The sequence below is a fragment of the Calothrix anomala FACHB-343 genome (genome assembly GCF_014696435.1).
In the GTDB taxonomy this organism is placed as follows: Bacteria; Cyanobacteriota; Cyanobacteriia; order Cyanobacteriales; family Nostocaceae; genus Aulosira; species Aulosira anomala_A.
Genome location: NZ_JACJQG010000072.1, coordinates 1 through 21,825 on the forward strand (window position 1 = coordinate 1; position 21,825 = coordinate 21,825).

At 41.6% G+C, this 21,825-nt stretch carries 25 protein-coding genes; 5 read left to right on the forward strand and 20 right to left on the reverse strand.

The annotated features are described in order from the left end of the window. Positions 1–168 precede the first annotated feature (168 nt). Entirely contained in the window at positions 169–1,065 is an 897-nt protein-coding gene (locus tag H6G08_RS29955; protein ID WP_190549765.1) for an alpha/beta fold hydrolase, read from the reverse strand. Positions 1,066–1,655: 590 nt separating this feature from the next. Between H6G08_RS29955 and H6G08_RS29960 the strand changes: the two genes are divergently transcribed. The 3 genes from H6G08_RS29960 (at position 1,656) to H6G08_RS29970 (ending at position 3,731) form a co-directional block, all read left to right on the forward strand. After that, positions 1,656–2,240: a hypothetical protein gene (locus tag H6G08_RS29960; protein WP_190549767.1), complete on the forward strand. Its 585-nt coding sequence runs from the start codon at positions 1,656–1,658 to the stop codon at positions 2,238–2,240. A 219-nt stretch (positions 2,241–2,459) separates the two neighbouring features. Further along, the gene (locus H6G08_RS29965; RefSeq protein ID WP_190549769.1) at positions 2,460–3,227 is read left to right on the forward strand and encodes an armadillo-type fold-containing protein; all 768 of its coding nucleotides are present in this window, start codon (positions 2,460–2,462) and stop codon (positions 3,225–3,227) included. 18 nt (positions 3,228–3,245) lie between these two features. Further along, positions 3,246–3,731 (forward strand): gluconokinase, encoded by a 486-nt coding sequence (locus H6G08_RS29970; protein WP_190549771.1) that lies wholly within the window; start codon positions 3,246–3,248, stop codon positions 3,729–3,731. A gap of 399 nt (positions 3,732–4,130) precedes the next feature. Here the strand turns inward: H6G08_RS29970 and H6G08_RS29975 are convergent, their stop codons facing one another. After that, positions 4,131–4,430, reverse strand: a complete 300-nt coding sequence (locus tag H6G08_RS29975; RefSeq protein WP_190549773.1) for a hypothetical protein — start codon at positions 4,428–4,430, stop codon at positions 4,131–4,133. Positions 4,431–4,532: 102 nt separating this feature from the next. On the opposite strand from H6G08_RS29975, the gene H6G08_RS29980 reads away from it, so the two are divergent. Next, positions 4,533–4,673 carry a hypothetical protein gene (locus H6G08_RS29980; protein WP_190549775.1) on the forward strand — a complete coding sequence of 47 codons (141 nt, stop codon included), beginning with the start codon at positions 4,533–4,535 and terminating at the stop codon, positions 4,671–4,673. Here H6G08_RS29980 and H6G08_RS29985 read toward each other — a convergent pair. After that, positions 4,637–5,812: a homospermidine biosynthesis protein gene (locus tag H6G08_RS29985; protein WP_190549777.1), complete on the reverse strand. Its 1,176-nt coding sequence runs from the start codon at positions 5,810–5,812 to the stop codon at positions 4,637–4,639. The genes H6G08_RS29980 and H6G08_RS29985 overlap by 37 nt on opposite strands. Positions 5,813–5,860: 48 nt before the next feature. Beyond that, on the reverse strand, positions 5,861–6,802 hold the full coding sequence (locus H6G08_RS37085) for an O-acetyl-ADP-ribose deacetylase (protein ID WP_199322793.1): 942 nt from the start codon (positions 6,800–6,802) through the stop codon (positions 5,861–5,863). Positions 6,803–6,921: 119 nt separating this feature from the next. On the opposite strand from H6G08_RS37085, the gene cobO reads away from it, so the two are divergent. After that, positions 6,922–7,599, forward strand: coding sequence for a cob(I)yrinic acid a,c-diamide adenosyltransferase (gene cobO / locus H6G08_RS29995; RefSeq protein WP_190549779.1), 678 nt, complete (start codon positions 6,922–6,924; stop codon positions 7,597–7,599). 235 nt (positions 7,600–7,834) lie between these two features. Here the strand turns inward: cobO and H6G08_RS30000 are convergent, their stop codons facing one another. The 16 genes from H6G08_RS30000 to cpcB all read right to left on the reverse strand — a co-directional run bounded on the left by H6G08_RS30000 (position 7,835) and on the right by cpcB (position 21,398). After that, the gene (locus H6G08_RS30000; protein ID WP_277877847.1) at positions 7,835–8,296 is read right to left on the reverse strand and encodes a DUF2887 domain-containing protein; all 462 of its coding nucleotides are present in this window, start codon (positions 8,294–8,296) and stop codon (positions 7,835–7,837) included. Between the two features lie 19 nt (positions 8,297–8,315). Further along, a complete protein-coding gene (locus H6G08_RS30005) occupies positions 8,316–8,660 on the reverse strand; it encodes a type II toxin-antitoxin system PemK/MazF family toxin (RefSeq protein WP_190549781.1) in 345 nt (114 codons plus the stop codon). Continuing rightward, positions 8,654–8,884, reverse strand: coding sequence for a DUF2281 domain-containing protein (locus H6G08_RS30010; RefSeq protein ID WP_190549783.1), 231 nt, complete (start codon positions 8,882–8,884; stop codon positions 8,654–8,656). The genes H6G08_RS30005 and H6G08_RS30010 overlap by 7 nt, the downstream gene beginning before the upstream one ends. Before the next feature lie 58 nt (positions 8,885–8,942). Continuing rightward, a complete protein-coding gene (locus H6G08_RS30015) occupies positions 8,943–11,321 on the reverse strand; it encodes a tetratricopeptide repeat protein (RefSeq protein ID WP_190549785.1) in 2,379 nt (792 codons plus the stop codon). Beyond that, complete coding sequence (locus H6G08_RS30020; RefSeq protein WP_190549787.1) at positions 11,318–12,643, reverse strand: AAA family ATPase; 1,326 nt, start codon at positions 12,641–12,643, stop codon at positions 11,318–11,320. Before H6G08_RS30020 ends, H6G08_RS30015 begins: the two co-directional genes overlap by 4 nt. Positions 12,644–13,457: 814 nt before the next feature. After that, the gene (moeB, locus tag H6G08_RS30025) at positions 13,458–14,630 is read right to left on the reverse strand and encodes a molybdopterin-synthase adenylyltransferase MoeB (RefSeq protein ID WP_190549789.1); all 1,173 of its coding nucleotides are present in this window, start codon (positions 14,628–14,630) and stop codon (positions 13,458–13,460) included. A 66-nt stretch (positions 14,631–14,696) separates the two neighbouring features. Beyond that, positions 14,697–15,155, reverse strand: a complete 459-nt coding sequence (locus tag H6G08_RS30030) for a M67 family metallopeptidase (protein ID WP_190549791.1) — start codon at positions 15,153–15,155, stop codon at positions 14,697–14,699. Then, the gene (locus H6G08_RS30035) at positions 15,155–15,514 is read right to left on the reverse strand and encodes a four helix bundle protein (RefSeq protein ID WP_190549793.1); all 360 of its coding nucleotides are present in this window, start codon (positions 15,512–15,514) and stop codon (positions 15,155–15,157) included. The genes H6G08_RS30030 and H6G08_RS30035 overlap by 1 nt, the downstream gene beginning before the upstream one ends. Positions 15,515–15,903: 389 nt before the next feature. Next, on the reverse strand, positions 15,904–16,644 hold the full coding sequence (locus H6G08_RS30040) for a carbonic anhydrase (protein WP_190549795.1): 741 nt from the start codon (positions 16,642–16,644) through the stop codon (positions 15,904–15,906). After that, positions 16,596–16,763, reverse strand: coding sequence for a hypothetical protein (locus H6G08_RS30045; protein WP_190549796.1), 168 nt, complete (start codon positions 16,761–16,763; stop codon positions 16,596–16,598). Before H6G08_RS30045 ends, H6G08_RS30040 begins: the two co-directional genes overlap by 49 nt. A gap of 71 nt (positions 16,764–16,834) precedes the next feature. Next, positions 16,835–17,560: an ABC transporter ATP-binding protein gene (locus H6G08_RS30050; protein ID WP_096645222.1), complete on the reverse strand. Its 726-nt coding sequence runs from the start codon at positions 17,558–17,560 to the stop codon at positions 16,835–16,837. A gap of 206 nt (positions 17,561–17,766) precedes the next feature. Further along, positions 17,767–17,994, reverse strand: a complete 228-nt coding sequence (locus H6G08_RS30055) for a ferredoxin family protein (RefSeq protein WP_096645224.1) — start codon at positions 17,992–17,994, stop codon at positions 17,767–17,769. Positions 17,995–18,365: 371 nt separating this feature from the next. After that, entirely contained in the window at positions 18,366–19,187 is an 822-nt protein-coding gene (gene cpcF, locus H6G08_RS30060) for a C-phycocyanin alpha-cysteine-84 phycocyanobilin lyase subunit CpcF (RefSeq protein WP_190549798.1), read from the reverse strand. A gap of 51 nt (positions 19,188–19,238) precedes the next feature. Further along, positions 19,239–20,069, reverse strand: coding sequence for a C-phycocyanin alpha-cysteine-84 phycocyanobilin lyase subunit CpcE (cpcE, locus tag H6G08_RS30065; RefSeq protein ID WP_190549800.1), 831 nt, complete (start codon positions 20,067–20,069; stop codon positions 19,239–19,241). Positions 20,070–20,293: 224 nt separating this feature from the next. Beyond that, a complete protein-coding gene (gene cpcA, locus H6G08_RS30070; RefSeq protein WP_190549802.1) occupies positions 20,294–20,782 on the reverse strand; it encodes a C-phycocyanin subunit alpha in 489 nt (162 codons plus the stop codon). Positions 20,783–20,879: 97 nt separating this feature from the next. Then, positions 20,880–21,398: a C-phycocyanin subunit beta gene (gene cpcB / locus H6G08_RS30075; protein ID WP_190549805.1), complete on the reverse strand. Its 519-nt coding sequence runs from the start codon at positions 21,396–21,398 to the stop codon at positions 20,880–20,882. Positions 21,399–21,825 lie beyond the last annotated feature (427 nt).

Sequence of the window (21,825 nt, forward strand, 5' to 3'; positions counted from 1 at the left end):
AGCCTGCCTTCGCAGGCTAAAAGTTTGATAGCCTGCGAAGGCAGGCTTCGTATTTCTAGCCCCACCCTTATAGGGTGAGGGCGTTTTTGCACATTTGGGATGCTCCCCCCATATTGCACAAGTCAAGTATTAACCTATTGTTCTGCTTTCTCTATGCTGAGTAAAAATTTAGGAATTCAGCAGAGGTAAAAACTGACGAATTAAGCCAATAGTGACTGCTGGTAATTCTAACTGTGGTGTTAATCCCACATCTTCAATGTGTTGAAAAATTTTAATGGCTTGGGGATTGAGATCCGCCAAACGTCTGCCGATTTCTGGCCCCGTAAATTGGGATTTTTCTCCCCATATAATGGCGGTGGGAGTAGTCAATTGCTGAATATATAACGATAAATCAAAGCACAAATCGCCACGCACAAAAGACAGTGCTGTGTATTCTGCATTTGGCTGTTGTGCAGATTCGAGATAAGCATCGACAATTTCTTGGTAAACTCGGCTAGGCTCGGCAAATTGTCGTTGTTCTAAAAAAGAGCGAATGCCGTTGCTAGTTGCAACTCCCGTACTATACAACAAGCGATCGACAATGGGAACGCTGGCTAATTGCGCAAAAAAACTGCGGGAATAGTCTTCACCAAAATCAGAGAGTCCCGCAGGAGTGGTAAGAATGAGAGATTTAAATAGATCGGGATGAGCGATCGCTAATCGAATTACGATAGCTGCAGTTAAAGAAGATGCGATCGCTGTGACTGGATGGGTACAAGTCTGCTGTAAAAATTCCTGAATCGTTTTTAAGTAATCTTCAACTTGATAATTGCGTCCTAAATGCTCAGATCTCCCCCAGCCAAGTAAATCCGGTGCAATAATTCGGTAGTCGCTAGCGAATCCTGGATAAACTTTAGACCATTCATAAGCCGAAGAACCACCACCAAATCCATGAAGAAACACTAAAGTTTCCCTTTCGTCTTTAGGCGTATCATCTTGCCACAGTGAACCTGTGTTCGTGTAGTAAACTATTCTTCCTAGAGAGGTAATTATCGAGCGTTGTTCAAATCCTAGTGGCTGAAACATAAATATTGTGATTCAGGTTTGTGTTTGTTAGGAAAAGGTTAAAATTTAGTCAATTTTAAGTATTTATACTAAATTAAGTTCCGGAATAGCACTAAGTAATCAAGTATTAGCATAAAGAATCAACAAGTATGGAGAGAATTTATTAGCGTTCCCCCAGATACCTGTATGCGTGACTATCTAGGATCGCAGTTTGGTATTACCTGTTGACCTGCAAATCTCTTTCATTATGGATGAATCTATGATGCTTAGACTTCTGTCCAACGTCAGATTAAGTGGATGTAAAATTGCCAGATTATCTATGAAGATATGATGATTTTTTTATGACAAACTTGGGCTGTTTTTGCCTGTATTTACTGCCCCATGAGGATTTAGGTTTGTAATCAGGATAACTTAGAGGTTAATTATGGCATGGCTTTTGTATGGTAATCTATCAGAAAGATTACGGATACTTTTTCTAAGTTAACTCTCAGTTAAAACCCTGATATCAACAAACGTTAACTTTATTACTGGCAACAAAAAACAATCTTTGCTTGTAATTATGACGAATCATTAAATTAATTATTCTTAAGAAAATTCAAAGGCGGAGTGTGATGGTAAAGGAGGCAATTCTCAAATCAGATAAAATCCCCAAGTTTAACAATAGTGAATTTGCGGTTGATAGTAGTCAGATTCATCACCAAACTCTAGCTACAGAATGGCAAGGTTCTGTCAAAGAAGTTTATGAAACTGCATCAGCAAATACACCGAGTTGTATTGCTTTAAACTTTGAGGATTTAAAATGTTTTGAAACAGTAGAACGCCAGTATGAATCCTGGGGTGTAATTTTCACTAACTGTATAGCTATACAGCCATCAAATCCTGCATTTCCCGCACATTCAGGTTCAACAGTATTGATGGGATCGCCAAAAAGTGGATCGTTAGAAGTAAGTTTTTTGCAACCCGTGAATTGGGTAAGTGCTTTTGTTACCAGTTCACAACGGCTAATACTCACAGCTTACGATCGCGATCGCCAAATGCTAGCGCAAACAGTCTTACCAGCAGCCAATCTCGCTAATTCTGACTCTTCCATAGCGCCTAACGCTTTATTATCTATAGCTGCAAATAATATTTATCATCTGACCTTCAGTGCATTTGACGGTCAATTTACCCTAGATAATTTTCGCTTTTGTGTTTAATTTGTTAGAGACGCGATTAATCGCGTCTGTACAACAGTCAACAGTCAACGGTCAAATAAGGTATTATTGTTTCTCGATGGCAGCTTGAGGCAACTCTCATAGCTGCCATCTATATACCCATAGGCATGGAACGCCTTGACAATAAATGGGTGTACTATCCTTTCCTTATATAAAGTAAAACTATAAACTAATAATCTTGTAATCTAGTAGGTAAAAACCGTGGCGCAGGCTTTGTCTTCATGGCAGCAATTAATTAACCAGCTTTCTAACTGGTCGCTTCCAGATCTTAAGACAGGAGCCTCAAAGCAACGAAAATATCGGCAGTTTTCTGGCCCTGGTGGCGTGCTAGGATTGCTGACAATTATTGTGGCGATGCTGTTGTGGAACTGGAAACTTCTGTTGGCGCTGCTAATTGGGATTGGCGTGATGTTATCAGTCTACTCAATGCAGAAGTGGGACTGGCAACAACGTTGGTCTCAAATGCAGGGGTTTGTCAATGCCCCCAACCGTCAGTTAATCTTGGCAGTTAGTAGCGGTGGAATTGCGACTTTTACCAGTTACATCGCTGCAGCGATTTGGTTTGACTCTAACAGTCCTTGGATTGCTGCGGGTGTGATTTTCCAAGGTTTAGGAACTTTATTAAGTTTAATTTTGCTGGTTTCCCAAATCGTCAATTTTTATGGAATTCGTCAAGAAGACCAATGCGATCGCTTGTTAGATAACTTAACAGAAGCAGACCCCTTAAAGCGTTTGGTTGCTGTGCGTCAATTAACTAAACTTGTTAGCCGCAAACGGGTTGATGCAAGTGTAAAACAAAATGTAATTGAATGTTTGCAATTGTTATTAACTCAGGAAAAAGAAGCAGTAATTCGCGAAGCAGCTTTTGAAAGCTTACAAACTTTAGATAGCGCAAAACTGCCTCTAGTCAATACTTCTAGTATTTTTATCCCTGTTGCTGCCAAAGTTAAAACACAAATTCCTTCTTAAGAATTTGCTGCCAATTATATGATTATCATCGTCATGGGTGTTTCTGGCTCTGGTAAAACCACTGTAGGCAAACTTTTGGCAGAGTCTTTAGGGTGGACTTTTAGCGATGCTGACGCTTTCCATTCACCAGAGAATGTGGAGAACATGCGGCGTGGTATTCCTCTAACTGAGACTGATAGAAAACCCTGGTTAGAAGCTTTACAAGCAGCTATTAAACAATGGTTGCAAGAAAATACAAATGTGGTGTTGGCTTGTTCGGCGTTAAAAGATAGCTATCGTCAATTTTTGCTAGTGGATAGCGAACGCATCAAGCTAGTCTACCTCAAAGGCTCTTACGATTTGATTCAAAAACGTTTACAAGAGCGTCAAAATCACTATATGCCGGAAATACTTCTCCAGAGCCAGTTTGATGCCTTAGAGGAGCCTTTAAACACCATATATATAGATATAGCCCAATCACCCCAAGCTATTGTGCAAAACATTAAAACGGTTTTGCAAATTTAGTTTTTACAAAATTTAATAAATAGGCGGATTCGCATTACCAATGGTATCCGCCTGACAGACAAACAACAATACTATGAACTTACCCATCATTACAGCTGATGACCAGCGATCGCCGGAATAAATTGTCATAATTTCATAAAATTTATGAAAAATTAGCATTTCGGATCGCGATCGCTAATTACAACATGCAGATATGCTGCCATTAATGCCATGATGAATGCGATCGGGCGATTCAATACTTTGGTAGTTCGATTGAACTGTTTTTTCTATGTTAAACTTCGTCCATGTTGAAACCTGGAGCGGGACGGAAAGCCCCCTACTACCAGCAGGGAGCAAGATGCTCCCACTACCATGAAAAACTATGGTTCTCAAAATAGATGTGGTTTATCAAATTATTTACTAAAGTATTTGTGCCTGAATGCGTTCTTCTCTCAACTGAGATATAAAGTTATTAATATCAAAATTTTCTGCTAATTCTGCTTCTACAACTAAAATTCCATCTTGGCGATAAAGGTTTGCTGGTTGATTATTCAATAAATTATTCAGTTGGGAATTTTGCTGAGTATTTTCTTCAGTTACTTCCTGACTGAGAAGCTCTATTTTTTCTGTAATGGCTTGCAAAATAAATTCTTCAGTCGATATTCCTTGACTATTTGCCCATTTTTCAATTTTTTGTTGCAGTTGGGGAGGAACGTTCATAAAAGTGAAGAGAAATCAAACTTTAATACTTTAATTGTAAAAGGCGATCGCTTAGTTGATATTCAAGCTAGACGGTCATGCGATCAATCACACAACGAGGGTATGAAAATCTCTCTGAACAGTCAACAGTCAACAGTCAACAGTCAACGCTATTTTCAACACAGTTATCTGAGTTTGGGACGGGAAAACCCCGCCCCAAAACTTAATTATGGCGTGTTAGGAATTAACCTACCGCAAGGATAGGTAGCTGCTTGCTGGTTTGCACTTTCGACGACAGCCGCAGGAATTTTATCTGATGGTTGCGCTTTTGCTGCAAGATAATCTTGGCGGAGTTTTTCGACAATTGTTTCTCGCTTGTCGTATAGCCGCTTTAATTGGCGTGGCTGGTTTTTTTGCAGCACATAAGCGGTTACCAATGGTAAAGCGATCGTGCTATCGGTGTAACAAACAATTGTGCTAGGTAACTCTTCCGGGTCAATTTTACCCCAGCTAACCGCTTCTGAAGGTGTCGCCCCGGACAAGCCACCTGTATCAGGACGCGCATCGGTAAACTGGACAAAGTAGTCATGTCCCCGTTCTTCTAAGCCTAGTACCTCGTGAAGTTGCGGTTGGGTTTGTAGCAAAAAGTTCTTCGGACTACCGCCACCAATAATCACAGCTGCGCTTTTACCTTCAGCTTCTCGTGCATTGTAGGCGATCGCAGCTGTTTCGTTAACATCAATAGAAGGATCGATAATTAATTGCGAACCTTCCAAAGCTAAAGCGGCGACATTCATCCCAATAGAACTATCCCCAGGAGAAGAAGTGTAAATCGGTACGCCACATTCATAAGCTGTTGCTAGCAAGCAGGAATTTTTCACCCCTAATTGCTTTTCAATTTCCCAGACATACTTACCTAGCAAATAGTGAAATTCAGCCGTTCCCATGCGCTTTTGAAAAGCTTCTGCTTGCAGTATCTTGCGGATAAATGCATCAGTTTCTAGCAGCACATCATAGCCGAAAATAATGTCATAAATGCGGATAGTTCCTTCTTGACGTAGTTTCACATCATCCAAAAAGGGATTACCCGCAAATAATTCAAAACCCAAACCATAGTGCATATCGTGATAAAGATTTGCACCAGTGCTAATCATCCAGTCAATAAAGCCGTTGCGAATTAACGGCGCAAGGGCGGAAACCCCAAATCCGGCTGGTGTCATCGCCCCAGAAAGACTTACACCGACTGTGACACCAGGGGTTAACACCTCACGACTCAGCAGTTGACATATTTCCCGCAACCGCGCGGAGTTGTAAGCGGTAAAGTAATTATCAATCAAATCAACTACGCCGATATCGGTGGACATGGGAATCGGTGCAATTTTTTGACCTAGTTTTTTTGACATTCTGAGAATCCCGAAAAGTAAATACGCCGAATCTAATGTTATCTAGGATTACGTTAATTCTCGTATAACTTTTAGATAACAATCGTAAGCACTTTGTCCAAAACAGACAAAAATCACTTGTTCGATGGACTTATGGCTGTGTAAAAACTTGTTAACTTCCGAAATTGCAATTTTACAGGCGCGTTCCAGAGGAAATCCATAAACGCCAGTGCTAATCGCCGGAAAAGCAATGGTTTTAATTTGATATTGTGCTGCTAAAGTCAAGCTATTGCGGTAACATCGCCCTAACGTTTCATCTTCACCGCGATCGCCACCATACCACACAGGGCCGACGGTGTGAATTACCCATTTTGCGGGAAGTTGATAACCTTTGGTAATTTTCGCTTCCCCAGTAGCACAACCATTTAACAGGCGACATTCAGCTAATAATTCCGGCCCCGCAGCGCGATGAATTGCGCCATCCACACCGCCACCACCCAATAAAGAGTTTTTTGCAGCGTTCACAATTGCATCGACTGGTAGCTGGGTGATATCACCTTGAATAACTGATGTTTGCTGGCTCATTTTCGCTTCACCATGATTGTGATTATTTTCTAACATCCCAGCCGCATAAATTGCTTGTAATCTTTGGAATATTGCTAATAGGTGTTTATTGTCAATCATCTTAGCTAAATGACCGCTACAAAATCGCTCTTGGCGAATGTGCGTTGTAAACAATTTTTGTAATGTAGAAATATCTGCTACATTTAATAGTTCAGGATTAGTAATAAAACTATCTGCTGATTGTTTCCAAGCTAACCAATCAAAAGAAATGATAAAGTTTTCTTGATAAAGTGCTGTAATAAGCTCGTTAAATTCTTTAGAATAGCAATATGGTTCAAAAGTCAATGGTTCAGTTTGGATGTCATATAGCTTAACTTCTTGATTCGTCAATAATGTGACAAAACCTAATATATTTTCCAGATTTTTTAGTGTAATTTGAGTAGACATATATAGGAATCTAGCTGCGTATTCTTAATTAATGGGCATGGGGCATGGGGCATGGGGCATTGGGCATTCTTGTACAGACGCGATTCATCGCGTCTCTAGCAACTGACAAATAATAATTGATGAAAAACGATAACCCACAACAATTAGATTCAGATCAAGAGATTGCACGTGTAATTGACGAGGTAATGTCCTCATCTTTGAGTAACGAACAGTATCGCCAAAAGATGCAGCGACGTAAAGAAGTCCAAGATAAGCGGATAGCACAAGCTGTCCCCGAAAAGGGATTAGTGATTGTAAATACTGGTAACGGGAAGGGGAAAACCACTGCGGCTTTAGGGATGGTATTGCGATCGCTTGGTCATGGGTATAAAGTGGCGATCGTCCAGTTTATCAAAGGTGCGTGGGAACCCTCAGAGAAAAGGGTGTTTAGTAGTTGGCAAGACCAGTTAGAATTTCATGCTATGGGCGAAGGCTTTACCTGGGAAACCCAAGATCGCGATCGCGATTTAGATAAAGCACAAGCAGCTTGGGAAAAATCCTTAGAATATATTCGCAACCCAGAGTTTAGATTAGTCTTATTAGATGAAATTAATATTGCTCTGAAAATGGGTTACTTACAAGTTGAGCAAGTATTAGCCGGTTTAGCTGCAAAACCTGCTGGTACTCACGTAATTCTTACAGGTAGAGGCGCACCACCAGCTTTAATTGAACGTGCCGACTTAGTCACCGAAATGACATTAGTTAAGCATCCTTTCCGCGATCAAGGTGTAAAAGCTCAACCAGGAATTGAATATTAAAATCATCAATTTATCCTCAATAACAGCAAACTCCATCTTTTTTCGGATGGAGTTTTTTATTATAGCTGTTGACTGTTGACTGTTGACTGTTGACAGAGTTGAAAGCCTAGTATTGTGAAGGTTTTATCTTATACCAATTGGAAAAAAGAATGCGACAGTCTGTAGGGGCACTGGCACTGCCATGCCCTCTAGAATATATTGATGTAGCGCAAATATGATTTAAATTACTATTAGTTTAAACTTGTTTCCCTGCTACATTTCTAATCACTTCCACATCTAACTCTAATATTTCAGCTACTTCTTGCACAGTCATTCCACGTTGCAGAAGTTTTACAATCATTTTTCTTTTGGCTTGTTCCTCGATTTCTTGTTGAACTTCTTCTTTGAGTTGTTGCTTAACTTCTTCTTTCACCTCTTCTCTAGCTTCTTCTTTTAACTCCTCATATACTCTTGTACCTCTGATTAATTCCAAACTCAACATTGCTTTTACCTCCTCCCTGCTCAAATTAGGAAACTTGTTTACCAGAATCGCCTCTATTAATTCTAAAACTTTTCTTTGGATGGCTGTGTCTTTGACTTCTTCTCTAGCTTGATTAACTAGTTGTTTGACTGATTCTTGTGCTTTTTGCTTACCTTCCACAATTAACTTCACAATTCCCAATCCTAATGATTGGTATGGTGTTTCCCAAAGCCTCAACCCAAGCTACGAATATTCACTACAAACCGAGAATTGTAGACAATGCTAATGCTAATTGCTCTATATAATTATCATCTAGATGACCGATTACTCTGATTATTCGCGATTTATCAATAGCTCGAATTTGCTCGCAAAGTATTACGGAGTCTTGGTTTAATCCAGCAACTCCTGAAGGAACAAACACATGAGATGGTAAAAGAGCGCGGCGGATTTTAGATGTAAAAGGTGCAATTATTGTGTGAGGGCTAACAGAATTCGCTTGGTCGATTTGTAGAATCACAACAGGTCTAATTCCTGCTTGTTCCGTACCTATTACTGGATTTAGATCGCAAAGAATCACATCCCCCCGCCTAATTTCTACCACTTAATTTCCCCACGAGCTAAACGATTCTCATAGTCTTCTAAATTAGATAGGTAGTCGGAAAAGTCTGATTCTACTAGATCTAAAGATTCAGTCGATTGCAGCCAGGACGAAGTGTCTTTATTACCATATTTCCAAACAAGGAAGTCTATAAAATCACTCACCTCTTGAACCAGAGAATCTGGAAGTAGGCGAATCTTAGCAATGGTTTCATCATGTACAGTCATAAGGTCTGCCTTTTTGTTGTGATTCTATTTTTACGATACTCTGTGGTAGCAACATCTTTTATTGAATCAATGCTTGAAAGCGTTCATCTTCCCGAATGCTATCAAAATCAGAGTCAGTTTTTGCCATTTCTCGAACTTCTTCAGGACTGAGATTAATTGCTTGTTGCAGATTTTTTAATGTCTGCTCAATGTTATTTTGAAGTGCATAATAGCAAGCTTTATTGTACCAAGCTTGGTGGAAATCAGGTTGAATCTCTAAGGCTTTGTCATAGGATGCGATCGCTTGTTCATTGCGTCCCAAATTCCCTAGCGCAATCCCCCGGTTGTACCAAGCATCGTGATCATCAGGTTTAATCTCTAAAGCTTTGTCATAGGATGCGATCGCTTGTTCATTGCGTCCCAAATTAAATAGCGCATACCCCCGGTTGTTCCAAGCATCGTGATCATCAGGTTTAATCTCTAAGGCTTTGTCGTAGGATGCGATCGCTTGTTCATTGCGTCCCAAATTAAATAGCGCATACCCCCGGTTGTTCCAAGCATCGTGATCATCAGGTTTAATCTCTAAAGCTTTGTCGTAGGATGCGATCGCTTGTTCATAGCGTCCCAAATTAAAAAGCGCATACCCCCGGTTGTTCCAAGCTTGGTGTATATCAGGTTTAATCTCTAAAGCTTTGTCGTAGGATGCGATCGCTTGTTCATAGCGTCCCAAATTAAAAAGCGCATACCCCCGGTTGTTCCAAGCTTCGTGATCATCAGGTTTAATCTCTAAAGCTTTGTCGTAGGATGCGATCGCTTGTTCATTGCGTCCCAAATTAAATTGCGCATACCCCCGGTTGTTCCAAGCTTCGTGTTTATCAGGTTTAATCTCTAAAGCTTTGTCGTAGGATGCGATCGCTTGTTCATAGCGTCCCAAATTAAATTGCGCATTCCCCCGGTTGTTCCAAGCTTCGTGATCATCAGGTTTAATCTCTAAAGCTTTGTCATAGGATGCGATCGCTTGTTCATAGCGTCCCAAATTAAATTGCGCATTCCCCCGGTTGTACCAAGCTTCGTGGTAATCAGGTTTAATCTCTAAAGCTTTGTCGTAGGATGCGATCGCTTGTTCATTGCGTCCCAAATTAAATTGCGCAATCCCCCGGTTGTACCAAGCTTCGTGTTTATCAGGTTTAATCTCTAAAGCTTTGTCGTAGGATGCGATCGCTTGTTCATTGCGTCCCAAATTAAATTGCGCATTCCCCCGGTTGTTCCAAGCTTCGTGATCATCAGGTTTAATCTCTAAAGCTTTGTCATAGGATGCGATCGCTTGTTCATTGCGTCCCAAATTAAATTGCGCAATCCCCCGGTTGTACCAAGCTTCGTGGTAATCAGGTTTAATCTCTAAAGCTTTGTCGTAGGATGCGATCGCTTGTTCATAGCGTCCCAAATTCCCTAGCGCAGTCCCCCGGTTGTTCCAAGCTTGGTGGTAATCAGGTTTAATCTCTAAAGCTTTGTCGTAGGATGCGATCGCTTGTTCATAGCGTCCCAAATTAAATAGCGCATTCCCCCGGTTGTTCCAAGCTTGGTGGTAATCAGGTTTAATCTCTAAGGCTTTGTCATAGGATGCGATCGCTTGTTCATAGCGTCCCAAATTCCCTAGCGCAATCCCCCGGTTGTACCAAGCTTCGTGATCATCAGGTTTAATCTCTAAAGCTTTGTCGTAGGATGCGATCGCCGCTTCATATTCTTTTGCCGAAACCAACAAATTTCCCAGTTCAAATAGTAAACTTACCTTACTATCTTCTGTCTGATGTTTTTCTGCCAATAAGTCTTGAATTTCTAAGACTTTTTCAATTTTTTGTTCTTGGCTAAGTTTCAAATACTGCTCATAGTCTCCTGACAATATCAAACGAGTTGATTCCTGTTCTACCAATTCTGGTGTAGTTGGTAATTCAAACATTCCCGAACGCCAATCAAAAAAATCTGGGGCGCGGTGGATAAAATAGTTTATGGAAAATGACCGCAAAAGAAACACAAAGCAAAATGGTAAATCATCTCTAAACCGTTCTCGCTGTTGATTTAGATGATTTAAAATATGCGGTACGCTGGTTAAATTGCTGAATTGTCCTTCTGTAATTTCACCAAAAGTTCTTTTTTCGTATTTATATAAAGAATATTCCAGACCTTTAATTAATAAAATATCAATTTGTTTATCTTTAACAAACTCAGCCACTCGCGCATATAAATTATCGATTGATTCAACTAAGCGCAAAGCTTCTATCTGCTTCTGGGGAATATCCTGTGGAAGTTTAGCAATTAAATTCTCGGCTTCCACAGGTGTACATTGCACAAAAAATAAGCCAAATCCTGATTTGCGCTTGAGGGCGCGAACTAAATCTTGATAGGCTGCTTCTGGTTCTGGGGGTAAATCGTCATCCCAATCATCTACATTTGGGTTCATGGAAGTTTTGCTACAGCTTCTTTAAATTCGGCAATTCCTTGAATTAATGGATGAATATCATACCAGCGCTGCATCTCTCCCTCATCATCAATATATTTATATTCTAAAAGACAGCGATTATACATCAAACTGCGATACAGGTCATCACCAGGAAGTTTTTTAGAACGGGACACCTCAGCTAAAAGATGCCATTGTGAGTTTTCTACAGTGCGGCGATAGGTATCTCTTGCTTGAGTAATTGCACGTTGCACGGCATTTTTTGTAATAGGTAACTCATCAATCCGTCCAATAGCATCTTGAGTTAACAATAGCAAATTCCTCACATGACCTCCACTCATCAAACACAGTCTTTCTAAGGTTTCAGGACTATCAAAAATGTCCTTTTCTGGTGAAACTTCCGGTGCAATTTGCCGAACTCGCTTGCTAATTAATTCTTTAACTTTCTTCAGTCCAGGCTGATAAATTGCTCCATCGGGTGTTTTCACCATAATCATCGGTAAAATTAGGCATTCACCATAGATATCCCGAATATCTGTACCGCGTTTAGAATACAGTAAGGAAATAGGTGCAGTATAAATCAAATGGCAATCTAAACCTTTGAGTTGTCCGCTACGGTCTACAAAAACTTCCTCATAGTTAGTGTTATCTCCGTCCTTAACTAATACCATCCGGTCTAAATTATCGACAATTACCGCTAGTTTATTGCAGCCATTAGGTAAATTCTTTTTGGCATCTGTCAGAAATTCATTCAATACCTGAATTAGAGTTACAGTGTGAGGATCAATTTTTTGGCGAATCTGTTGACGTAGCTGGGGAACGGCTCTTAAATTTGCTGTTAGTTTGGCAAATTGAGCAATTTGCGCTTCTATTTCTAGACTCTCAAACTCTATGGGAGTCTGTGCCAAATCTTTCAACTCACCCCACAGACTTTTTAACCAGTTGAGTATAGGACGAGGATTGGCAATTTTCTGTAAATCTTTGAGCAAGCGGCGTGTACAGGCGAGGAGAATATCTGTATATTGAGCATCTTCAGAATCAATATCTTCTTCATCAGCCGCAAAATAGACAACATAGAATTGCCGATTTTCTAAATACTTCTTTAACCTGAGTAGCTCTGTAGATTTCCCAGCACCCCGATGTCCAGAATATAATTGGCAGGTATTAGTATTTGCCAATCGCATCCGATTTCCCAACTCTTGAAAAATATCCGCATCTCCCCGCACATCCTGACAATCAACATACCTTGTATCATCGGCGGGTAAGGGTTCAAAGGGGTTAAAGGCGTTATAGAGTTTGGTAAGTAAGTCAGGATTATTAAGCATAAGTATTAAATATGGCAATTTTGCCTATTATAATCACGATAATAGTCCCTAATACTCGTTAATGAGCCTCGAAACCTCATTAACGAAGAAAAAAGTCTCATTAATGAGCCTCAGAACCTCGTTAATGAAGATAAAAGCCTCATTAATGAACCTCAGAACCTCATTAATGAAGAAAAAAGCCTGATTAATGAGCCTCAGAACCTCGTTAACGAGCCTCGAAACCTCATTAATGAAGAAAAAAGCCTCATTAATGAGCCTCAGAACCTCATTAATGAAGAAAAAAGCCTCATTAATATATTTTCGTAGTGGCGTAGCAAGCTTAAAATGTGGCAATATAATTTTCTTGTGGGGTGGACATCTTGTCCGCCCAGGACGGGCGAGACGCCCATCCCACAAGAGTTTTATTAATGCACCATTTTAGCCTTGTCGCGCCAGTAGTGGTCTGACACGCCTAAAATGTGGCAATATAATTTTCTTGTGGGGTGGACATCTTGTCCGCCCAGGACGGGCGAGACGCCCATCCCACAAGAGTTTTTCTAATGCACTATTTTAGTTGTGTCAGTCCACTACGACGAAATAAGGACACAGCATTGCTGTGCCCTTATGAATCTTTTATATTTTATGCTGGTCACTTAATTACGGAAAAATACCACAATTAAGGGGCGGAAATCTATAAGCTAATCAGCATTTAAGTTGCATGATTTGGGCGGGCAAGATGCCCACCCCACAAGAGACTGATAAAATTGAATCTGCAAATTAGATGTCTCATAGCTTATTCCCAGTCAACAGTCAACCGTCAACAGTCAACCAGAATTTAATATTCAGGAACGGAAGAATCTACTTCTCGACTCCAAGCGGTGATTCCGCCTTTAACGTTTGTGCCGACAATTCCCGCATCTTTAAGAATGCTCAGGGCTTTTGCCGATCGCCCGCCCATTTTACAATGAGCAATTAAGCGGTGTCCGTTGAGGATTTCTTTGACTTGTTGCACGCCATTGCCATTTTCAATATCTGGTAATGGAACTAATACTGAACCAGGTATTTTGGCGATTTCATATTCATGCGGGTTACGCACATCTAACAGTACAAAATCTTTTGCACCGCTATCTAATAACTGTTTCAATTCTGTCACAGTCATTTCTTGAATTTCTTGCTGCTGTTTGGCTTCTTCAGCTTTCGCTTGGGGAATACCGCAGAATTCTTCGTAGTCGATGAGTTTTTCAATTACTGGGCGAATTGGGTTAGGACGCAGTTTCAATTCGCGGAATTTCATTTCCAATGCATTGTATAGCAGCAAGCGTCCGCTTAAGGTGTTACCTTGTCCAAGAATAATTTTGACAGTTTCTGTCGCTTGAATCACGCCAATAATTCCCGGCAATATGCCTAACACCCCACCTTCTGCACAGGAAGGAACCATCCCTGGTGGTGGTGGTTCGGGATACAAGTCACGATAATTCGGCCCGCCTTCATAGTTAAATACGGTGGCTTGTCCTTCAAAGCGGAATATGGAACCGTAAACGTTAGGCTTGTTGAGCAGTACGCAAGCGTCGTTAACTAAATATCTGGTGGGGAAGTTATCAGTTCCATCCACGACAATATCATAGGGTTCCAAAATACTCAGAGCATTTTCGGAACTCAGGCGAACTTCATGCAAATCAACTTGACAAAAGGGGTTAATTTCGAGAATTCTATCTTTAGCTGATTGAATTTTCGGTTTACCTACCCAGGATGTACCGTGAATTACTTGGCGTTGCAAGTTCGATGTATCAACCACATCGAAATCAACTATACCAATGCGACCAACGCCCGCAGCTGCTAAATATAATAGCAGGGGCGCACCGAGTCCACCTGTACCGATACAGAGTACACTGGCGGCTTTCAGGCGTTTTTGCCCTTCTAATCCTACTTCCGGCAAAATTAGGTGCCGAGAGTAGCGTTCGTAATCGTCTTTGGTTAACTGGATTTCTTCCAGATTGGGATTGAGCATAGCAATTTTCAGTGGAGGGCGGATTATTTATCGTAGCGAAAAATGATATCCGTATCGATCGATTGTTTAAATTATGTTGTTAATTGCTTCTGGTTGGAATTGATGGTTGTCATCTAAACTCCAGCTTTGGAGTGTTTCCGCTTTGCCTTTGAGAACGGAAACTATTATATACGAGTATTCCGGCCAGGCATAGAGGCGATCGCATTCTGAAGGTATAGCGGGTGCGTCGGGGTGGGAATGGTAAATCCCGATAATATTCAAAGCGCGATCGCGTGCTGTTCTTTGTGCTTGTAACATAACTTGAGGTGCGATCGCGTATCTTCGGCGTGGGGTATCCTGAGTGCGATCGCCTGGGAAATCATCTATTGTATTATTCCAGGCATTTTCTGTGGGTATCACTTCCACTACGGTTCTGCTCTCACTCAGCCCGTGACCCAGGATTATACCGCAACATTCATCGGGGTAAGTACTTTCGGCGTGGCTGCGGATAATTTCTACTTGTTGGGGAAGAACTCGCAGAATCATTAATAATTGCGGCTAAGTTTCTCAATCGTATATTCTAGTAATTCTTTCACTTCCACGATACTGCTGACAAGGCGATCGTAATCTGAAGGTTGCACCAGTTCTAACTCATAACAAAGCAGCAGGTAATATTCTACTTCTATGGCTGAATCTCTAGCCATTTCCAGAAAATCTAGTTTTGCTTCGATTTCATCGTGGTGGCTTCCCTGAGCAATTTTAATCGGCACAGCAGAACAAGCTAAACGTATTTGTTGCGTTAAACCCAGTAATTCATCGTCGGGGAAATTTCTGGTTAAATCATAAATTGCTACTGTAAGTTCGTGGGCTTTATCCCATTCTGGAAGAGTTCTAAATTCTGACATCTTAAATTTACTAAAACTGATGGTTGATAATGTGAGTCATGCTAGTACTAAAAAACACGGTATTTTATTTTTGGCTACGAAATTCTCCGTACTAATAATACCCAGATTAACACTATGACACGCATGGTTAATTAGGCATTTATATTCAGATACATATTTTAATCACATTCTATATATGTTAAAAAAATGACACATTTTTTAGCATTTATGGGAATGGCATATTATTTTAATTCCGTAGTGAGGACTTTATTTCTTATTTGAGGACTGAAATCCTCACTACAGAATGAATTCTAAATTTTTACATTGCTTAATTTAGCTTGTTTTTTACACCGACTTGCTTAACTACTCAATTTAGACCTAATTCTCTGCATCTTTATATGGAATTTTTATTAGGAAAGGATCGTCACTTTCCCGGTAGCTAAATTATAATAACCACCAACAATTTTAAGTTTACCTTGCTGAATTAAATTACCTAAAATTGCCGAGCGTTCAGCTAAATGTTCGGCTTGATATTGCACATTAGCAATAACAGTATTTGCTTCTAAATTACCGTTTTTCTTTTTAGCAATTTCTACAGCAGGTTTAATTTCTTCGACAAAAGCACCAATTCTTCCAGGAAGTGGTTTACCTTCAACGGCTGCGTGAACTGCACCACATTTTGTATGACCTAAAACTAAAATAAGTTGCGTACCTAATACTGATGTCGCATATTCCAAGCTACCAATAGCTTCTGAAGAAGCCACATTCCCAGCAACTCGTACTACAAATAAATCGCCTAATCCTTGGTCAAAAACGATTTCTGCGGGTACTCGCGAATCAGCACAGCCTAATATAGCTGCAAATGGATATTGAGCTGCAACAGTTTCTTGCAAGCGAAATTTAGATTGGCGAGGAAGAAGACGCTTCCCTTTAACAAATCGTTGATTTCCTATTAGCAACCGATTTAATGCTGTTTGGGGATTAACTGGTTTTGGTTTTTTGACAGCATCATTAGATGGATCTTCAGCTAATGATGGTTCTTTGTTCCAGAGTACACCGCCAGTACCAATAATAGCCCCAAGACCAATGCTACCCAAACCAGCTAAATGTAAAAAATTACGCCGCCCAATAAATCCATTAATTCTAGCCATTCATCTACCTGACAACGTTTCGTTGTTGCCTGGAAGATAGCAAAATTCAGCCAGATGTAAGAGTACTCGCTGACACTGTTTAAGAGTGATTTAAGTTTTGGGCATGGGGCATTGGGCATTGGGCATTGGGCATTGGGCATTGGGCATTGATCTTTTGCTATTTTTCCCCCTGCTCCCTGCTCCCTTGCATCTAATGCTTCCCAGCACCTAGATACAGTTCTGCGACTTTGGGATCGTTTAACAATTCTTGACCGGGGCCTGTGATAGCATCACGTCCTGATTCTAGAACATAACCGCGATCGGCCATTTCTAGGGCTTTACGGGCATTTTGTTCTACGAGGACAATGGCTGTACCAGCTTGGTTAATTTGTTTAATTTGCTCGAATACTTGTGTTACCAGGATGGGCGATAAAGCGGCGGAAGGTTCATCCAAAAGCAGTAGACTTGGTTCCAGCATCAAAGCTTTACCCATTGCCAACATCTGTCGTTCTCCACCAGAAAGAGTACCAGCGCGTTGACGACGGCGATCGCTTAATCGCGGAAACATGGTAAATATTTTATCTTTGAGGGGCTTTAGGGGCACATTCCGCACAAAAGCCCCCATTTCTAAATTTTCTTCAATACTTAAAGATGGAAACACATTGGCAATTTGCGGAACGTAACACATTCCCCGTTGCACAATTTGATTTGACTTTAAGCCAGCAATATTTTCACCTTTAAAGGTAATTGTGCCTGTATGGGGAGTTAATAATCCAAAAATGGTTTTTGCTAAGGTAGATTTACCCGCACCATTAGGGCCGATTACGGTGACTAATTCCCCCGCTTCCACCCGAAAATTTACACCTTGCAGGATATCTACATCTTTAATATATCCAGCATGAACATTTTGAACTTCTAATAAATAGTCAATAGTCATTTGTCAATAGTCATTTGTTATTGGGTATGGGGCATTGGGCATGGGGCATTGGGCATGGGGCATTGGACATTGGGCATTGAGTATTTATTTAGTTACCCCCTCTGCCTCCTCTGCTTCCTCTGCTTCCTCTGCCCTCTTGCGTTTTCCCTTGTCTCCCTTCCCAATATCCCACGCCCCTCTGCCTTACCTTAACCCTGAACTATGGACTATTCTGGCGTTTTTTGCAAGTCTGGTCGTTCTTCGGGAACGATCGCGCCTTCTACTGGGCATACTTGGAGACAGATGCCACAATCAATGCAGGTAGCAAAGTCAATCCAGTACCAATCGGTTCCTTTGACGTTTTTACCTGGCCCGTCATGAATACAGGCTACTGGACAAGCTTCTACGCAGTCAGCAATGCCTTCACAGACATCGGTAACAATTGTATGTGGCATTTTCTTGATTCCCTCTGTTTAAAATCGGCCATTTCTAGCCTAGCAATTAGTGCTGTTTCGTAGTGAAGGCATCATCAAGAAGGCAGGGGGCAGGGAGCAGGGAGAGGGGGAGACAAAGTATCGCTTTGGTGGGTGGGGTTCTTGCGGTTTAGTAATACCAATTTGAAAAAAGAGTGTGACAAATGGTAGGGGCATGGCAATGCCATGCCCTCTGGAATATGAATATATTGATGTGCCGCAAACATTATTGAAATTGGTATAAGTAATCAAGCGGATATAATCTCAGAAATAAACCCGACACTATCATGCATAAATGTCGGGTTGAGTTTGCATAAACAGTAAAATTCAAGACTGAATTCCTGAGAAGAAAATTAATCATCCGAATTTTCAGCGATCGCTACTGCGAGTTTTTCATAACGTCGAGGATCGCCTTCGGCAAATACCTGTCGCTCTTGTCCTTTACGCCCATACAAACCTTCCATGATTTTTTGCCAGTCCATAGAAGATAACGGTGAAGGGCTATCTTCTACATTGTGCTGTTGCTCAATCACAGTCTGTTTCTGGAGGTGTTGCTGCGCCAGTAAGACACGTGCTTTAACTGCCCAGCTATCATCTTTGGCAGCTATTTGCTCAAATTGGGACTGAATTTGCGATCGCCAATCTGGATAATTAGTTGCCACAGCATCGGCGAGAAACTGTAAACCAACGACTGCTGAATAGCGTACTACCCATTCGTCGTCTTCTTTGGCGACAAATAGCAAGGCATCCATTGCTTCTGCTTGGGCAATTTCTAGCAAATCTTCGGGGAACCAATGCCACTTCATCATTCCTAAACCCTTAGCGGCTGCCCGTCGGACGCTGAGGGCAAAGTCTGCTGTGGCTGCACCTAACAAGGTGACTAATCCTCGCGGATCGCCAATTCCTGCTAAGGCACGGATTGCCCAAGATCTAGCGGTGTAGTTATGCAGATCCAGTAGCTCTAACAGTGCTGGTACTGCGGGTTCGCCGATTTGGATTAGTCCATCAACAGCGGCGACGGCTGCACCTGGATTGTTATAGCTGAGTGAAGCAATTAAGGTGGGGATGGCTCCTTCTAAACGAGATGCTGCTAAGTTTTTCACAGCTTCTTGTAGCCGGAGAGAAGAATCTGCGTCTTCTACTGCACGAATTAGAGAGTTAAGGTAATCAGGCATGAGGGAGAAGAGAAGCAATAAGTTCTACCTTTTACATTGTCCCTCTTTCTGCTACAATAGCGCATCCATTAATTGCATTACTTTAATCGCCCCAGGAGATAAATCCGTTGCTGTGGTTTGTGGCAATTGCTTTTCGAGTAAGCCTTTGAGGGCTATCAGCTTTAAGCTATTTTCTGCTAAAGTTTCGGCGATCGCATCAGCAGCTGGCAAATATCCAATCGCTCCTAAATCTGCTAGCACGGCTCGACGTAATTGTAAATCATCGTTAGCTAATGCTTGAATTAAGCGATCGCCATACTGATTTGATGTTTCTGTTGGTTTATAGGTAAGCTGATACATTGCCCTAGCTGCTGCAAACTGAATCCGGGGAATGGGGTGATCTAAAAAAGATTCAATTGCAGGAATGGCTTCAACTGCTCCCAAAGTTCCCAAGGCTTCAATAATCGCGTCAAAAGGTTGGGCTAACTGGGGCGGTTCTGGTGCGGGTGAGGTTCCAGGAATGCGATCGCTCAATAAATCAATCAACCGATGAATACAGGATGTGTCCCCCAACATTTCTAGAGATTGGGCTGCAGCTTCCCGGACGTAAAAATCAGAACATTCCAGCGCTTTGACTAAAGCGGGAACTGCTCTATTTTCGCCTAGTTTACCCAAGGCTCTAGCTGCATTGCGACGTAGGGGATAACCACCAGCATGAGTGCGATCGTCCTCATCTTCTAAGGCAGTAATTAATACATCAATGGCTTCTGGAGCATCCACCCGAAAGCGTCCTAACCACCAAGCGGCGTATACCCGTAATCCCAAATCTTCACCTTGGAGATTAGCGATCGCCTGTTCCACAGTTAATTGGCTATCATCCTGAATATTAGCTTTGTTTTCCATAGAAAATCGCTCTCAACGAGATGAAGGGTTAGGAAACTTTAGATTGCTGACGCCTTGTACAGACGCGATTCATCGCGTCTCTTGTCTCTCGCGATTCATCGCGTCTCTGATTCATTGCGTCTCTGATTCATCGCTTTTCTGACCAAAACAATACCCGGAGGGGTAAACAATCACTAACTTCTGTCAGTCATTGTATACCCCTCCGGGTCAAACCATCTAAAAAATTAGCTTAATGCGTTGATGGCGTAGTCGATGTAGGAGTTAGCTTCAACAGCAGGATCGCCGCTCAAACCGTGGTTAGCTTTGATATATTTCAAAGCTTCAACGTACCAGCTAGGAGATAGATCGAAGGTACGGTTGATTTCAGCAAGACCACCGATGAGGTAATCATCCATTGGGCCTGTACCACCAACAACTAGGCAGTAGGTAACCATGCGCAAGTAGTAACCGATGTCACGAACGCACTTGTCTTTGCCTGTTTGAGTAGAAGCAAAGTTGGGGCCTTGAGTGCTGGTGGTGTAGGGATATTTGCTGTAAACAGCGTTAGCAGCACCGCTAGCTAGGCTAGAAGCTTTTTCGCTTAAAGCTTTTGCAGCTTCTAAGCTAGCTTTAGCTTGACGGAAACGACCAAATGCGGTTTGGATTTCGGTGGAGCTTAAGAAGCGTCCTTGGGAATCAGCAGCAGCTACTGCTTCGGTTAAAGGGGTTTTCATGTCAGATTTTCTCCCAATATCTTATTTTGATGAAAGAGCTTTTAGCAATTGTTGTCAGCTATGTGCAGCCGATCAGAAAAAACTGGTAAGTCTGTGGTTATGAAACCGCAGCAGCAGCTTTATCAAAATAGCTAGCTACTTCAGACATTAAGCTTGCACAGTCGCCTCTGGTGATACCGTTGGTGTCGCCAGCAATAGCTAGTGCAGCGTCTTTCATCTTTTGAACGCCAACTGCTACGGAAGCACCGGGGGTTCCTAAAGCCAAGTAGGTTTCTCTCAAACCGTTGAGGCAGCGATCGTCGAGGATGCTTGCATCGCCAGAGAAGATAGCGTATGTTACATAGCGTAAGATGATTTCCATGTCACGCAAACAAGCAGCCATACGACGGTTGGTGTAAGCGTTACCACCAGGAGCGATCAACTGGGGCTGTTCTGCAAACAAAGAACGAGCTGCATTAGCAACGATTGTGGAGGAATTGCCGGTGATGCGGTTGACAACGTCCATGCGCTTGTTGCCATCAGCAACCATAGCGCTCAGGGCATCAATTTGAGAAGCACTCAGATATTCACCGCGTGCATCAGCTTGGGAGACTACTTTTGCAAATGCGTCAAACATACACTCTATGTCCTAATTCGTTTAGTCGAGTATGGCTTGGATTAGGTTACAACCCAATTTGATTCGGCTAATAGCCTAATCAACTCAAAGCAGTAGGTTGAATAACTGCTGAAACCTTTCCGATTGTTTCCCTGAGGAAGTTGGGAAGATTTCTGATTTCTTTAATAATTGAAGAGCTTTCTCATCTGGGATGAACGACTAGGCGATCGCCTGGTCTGTTGATCTCTTCAATGTTGTTTATACTATATCGTTGGATCGTTTGTTTATTACAAATTGTCAACTTCATGGTGTCATGACCGGAAACGCTTATTCATCAAGCTGTTCATTCTTATTAGTATTTATAATTTTCTTAGCATTTCTTAATCATCCCTCAGTTTTGTCTAGCTAATCTACCTAGCTCTACTGCTATTACAGGTAGATATTGCTG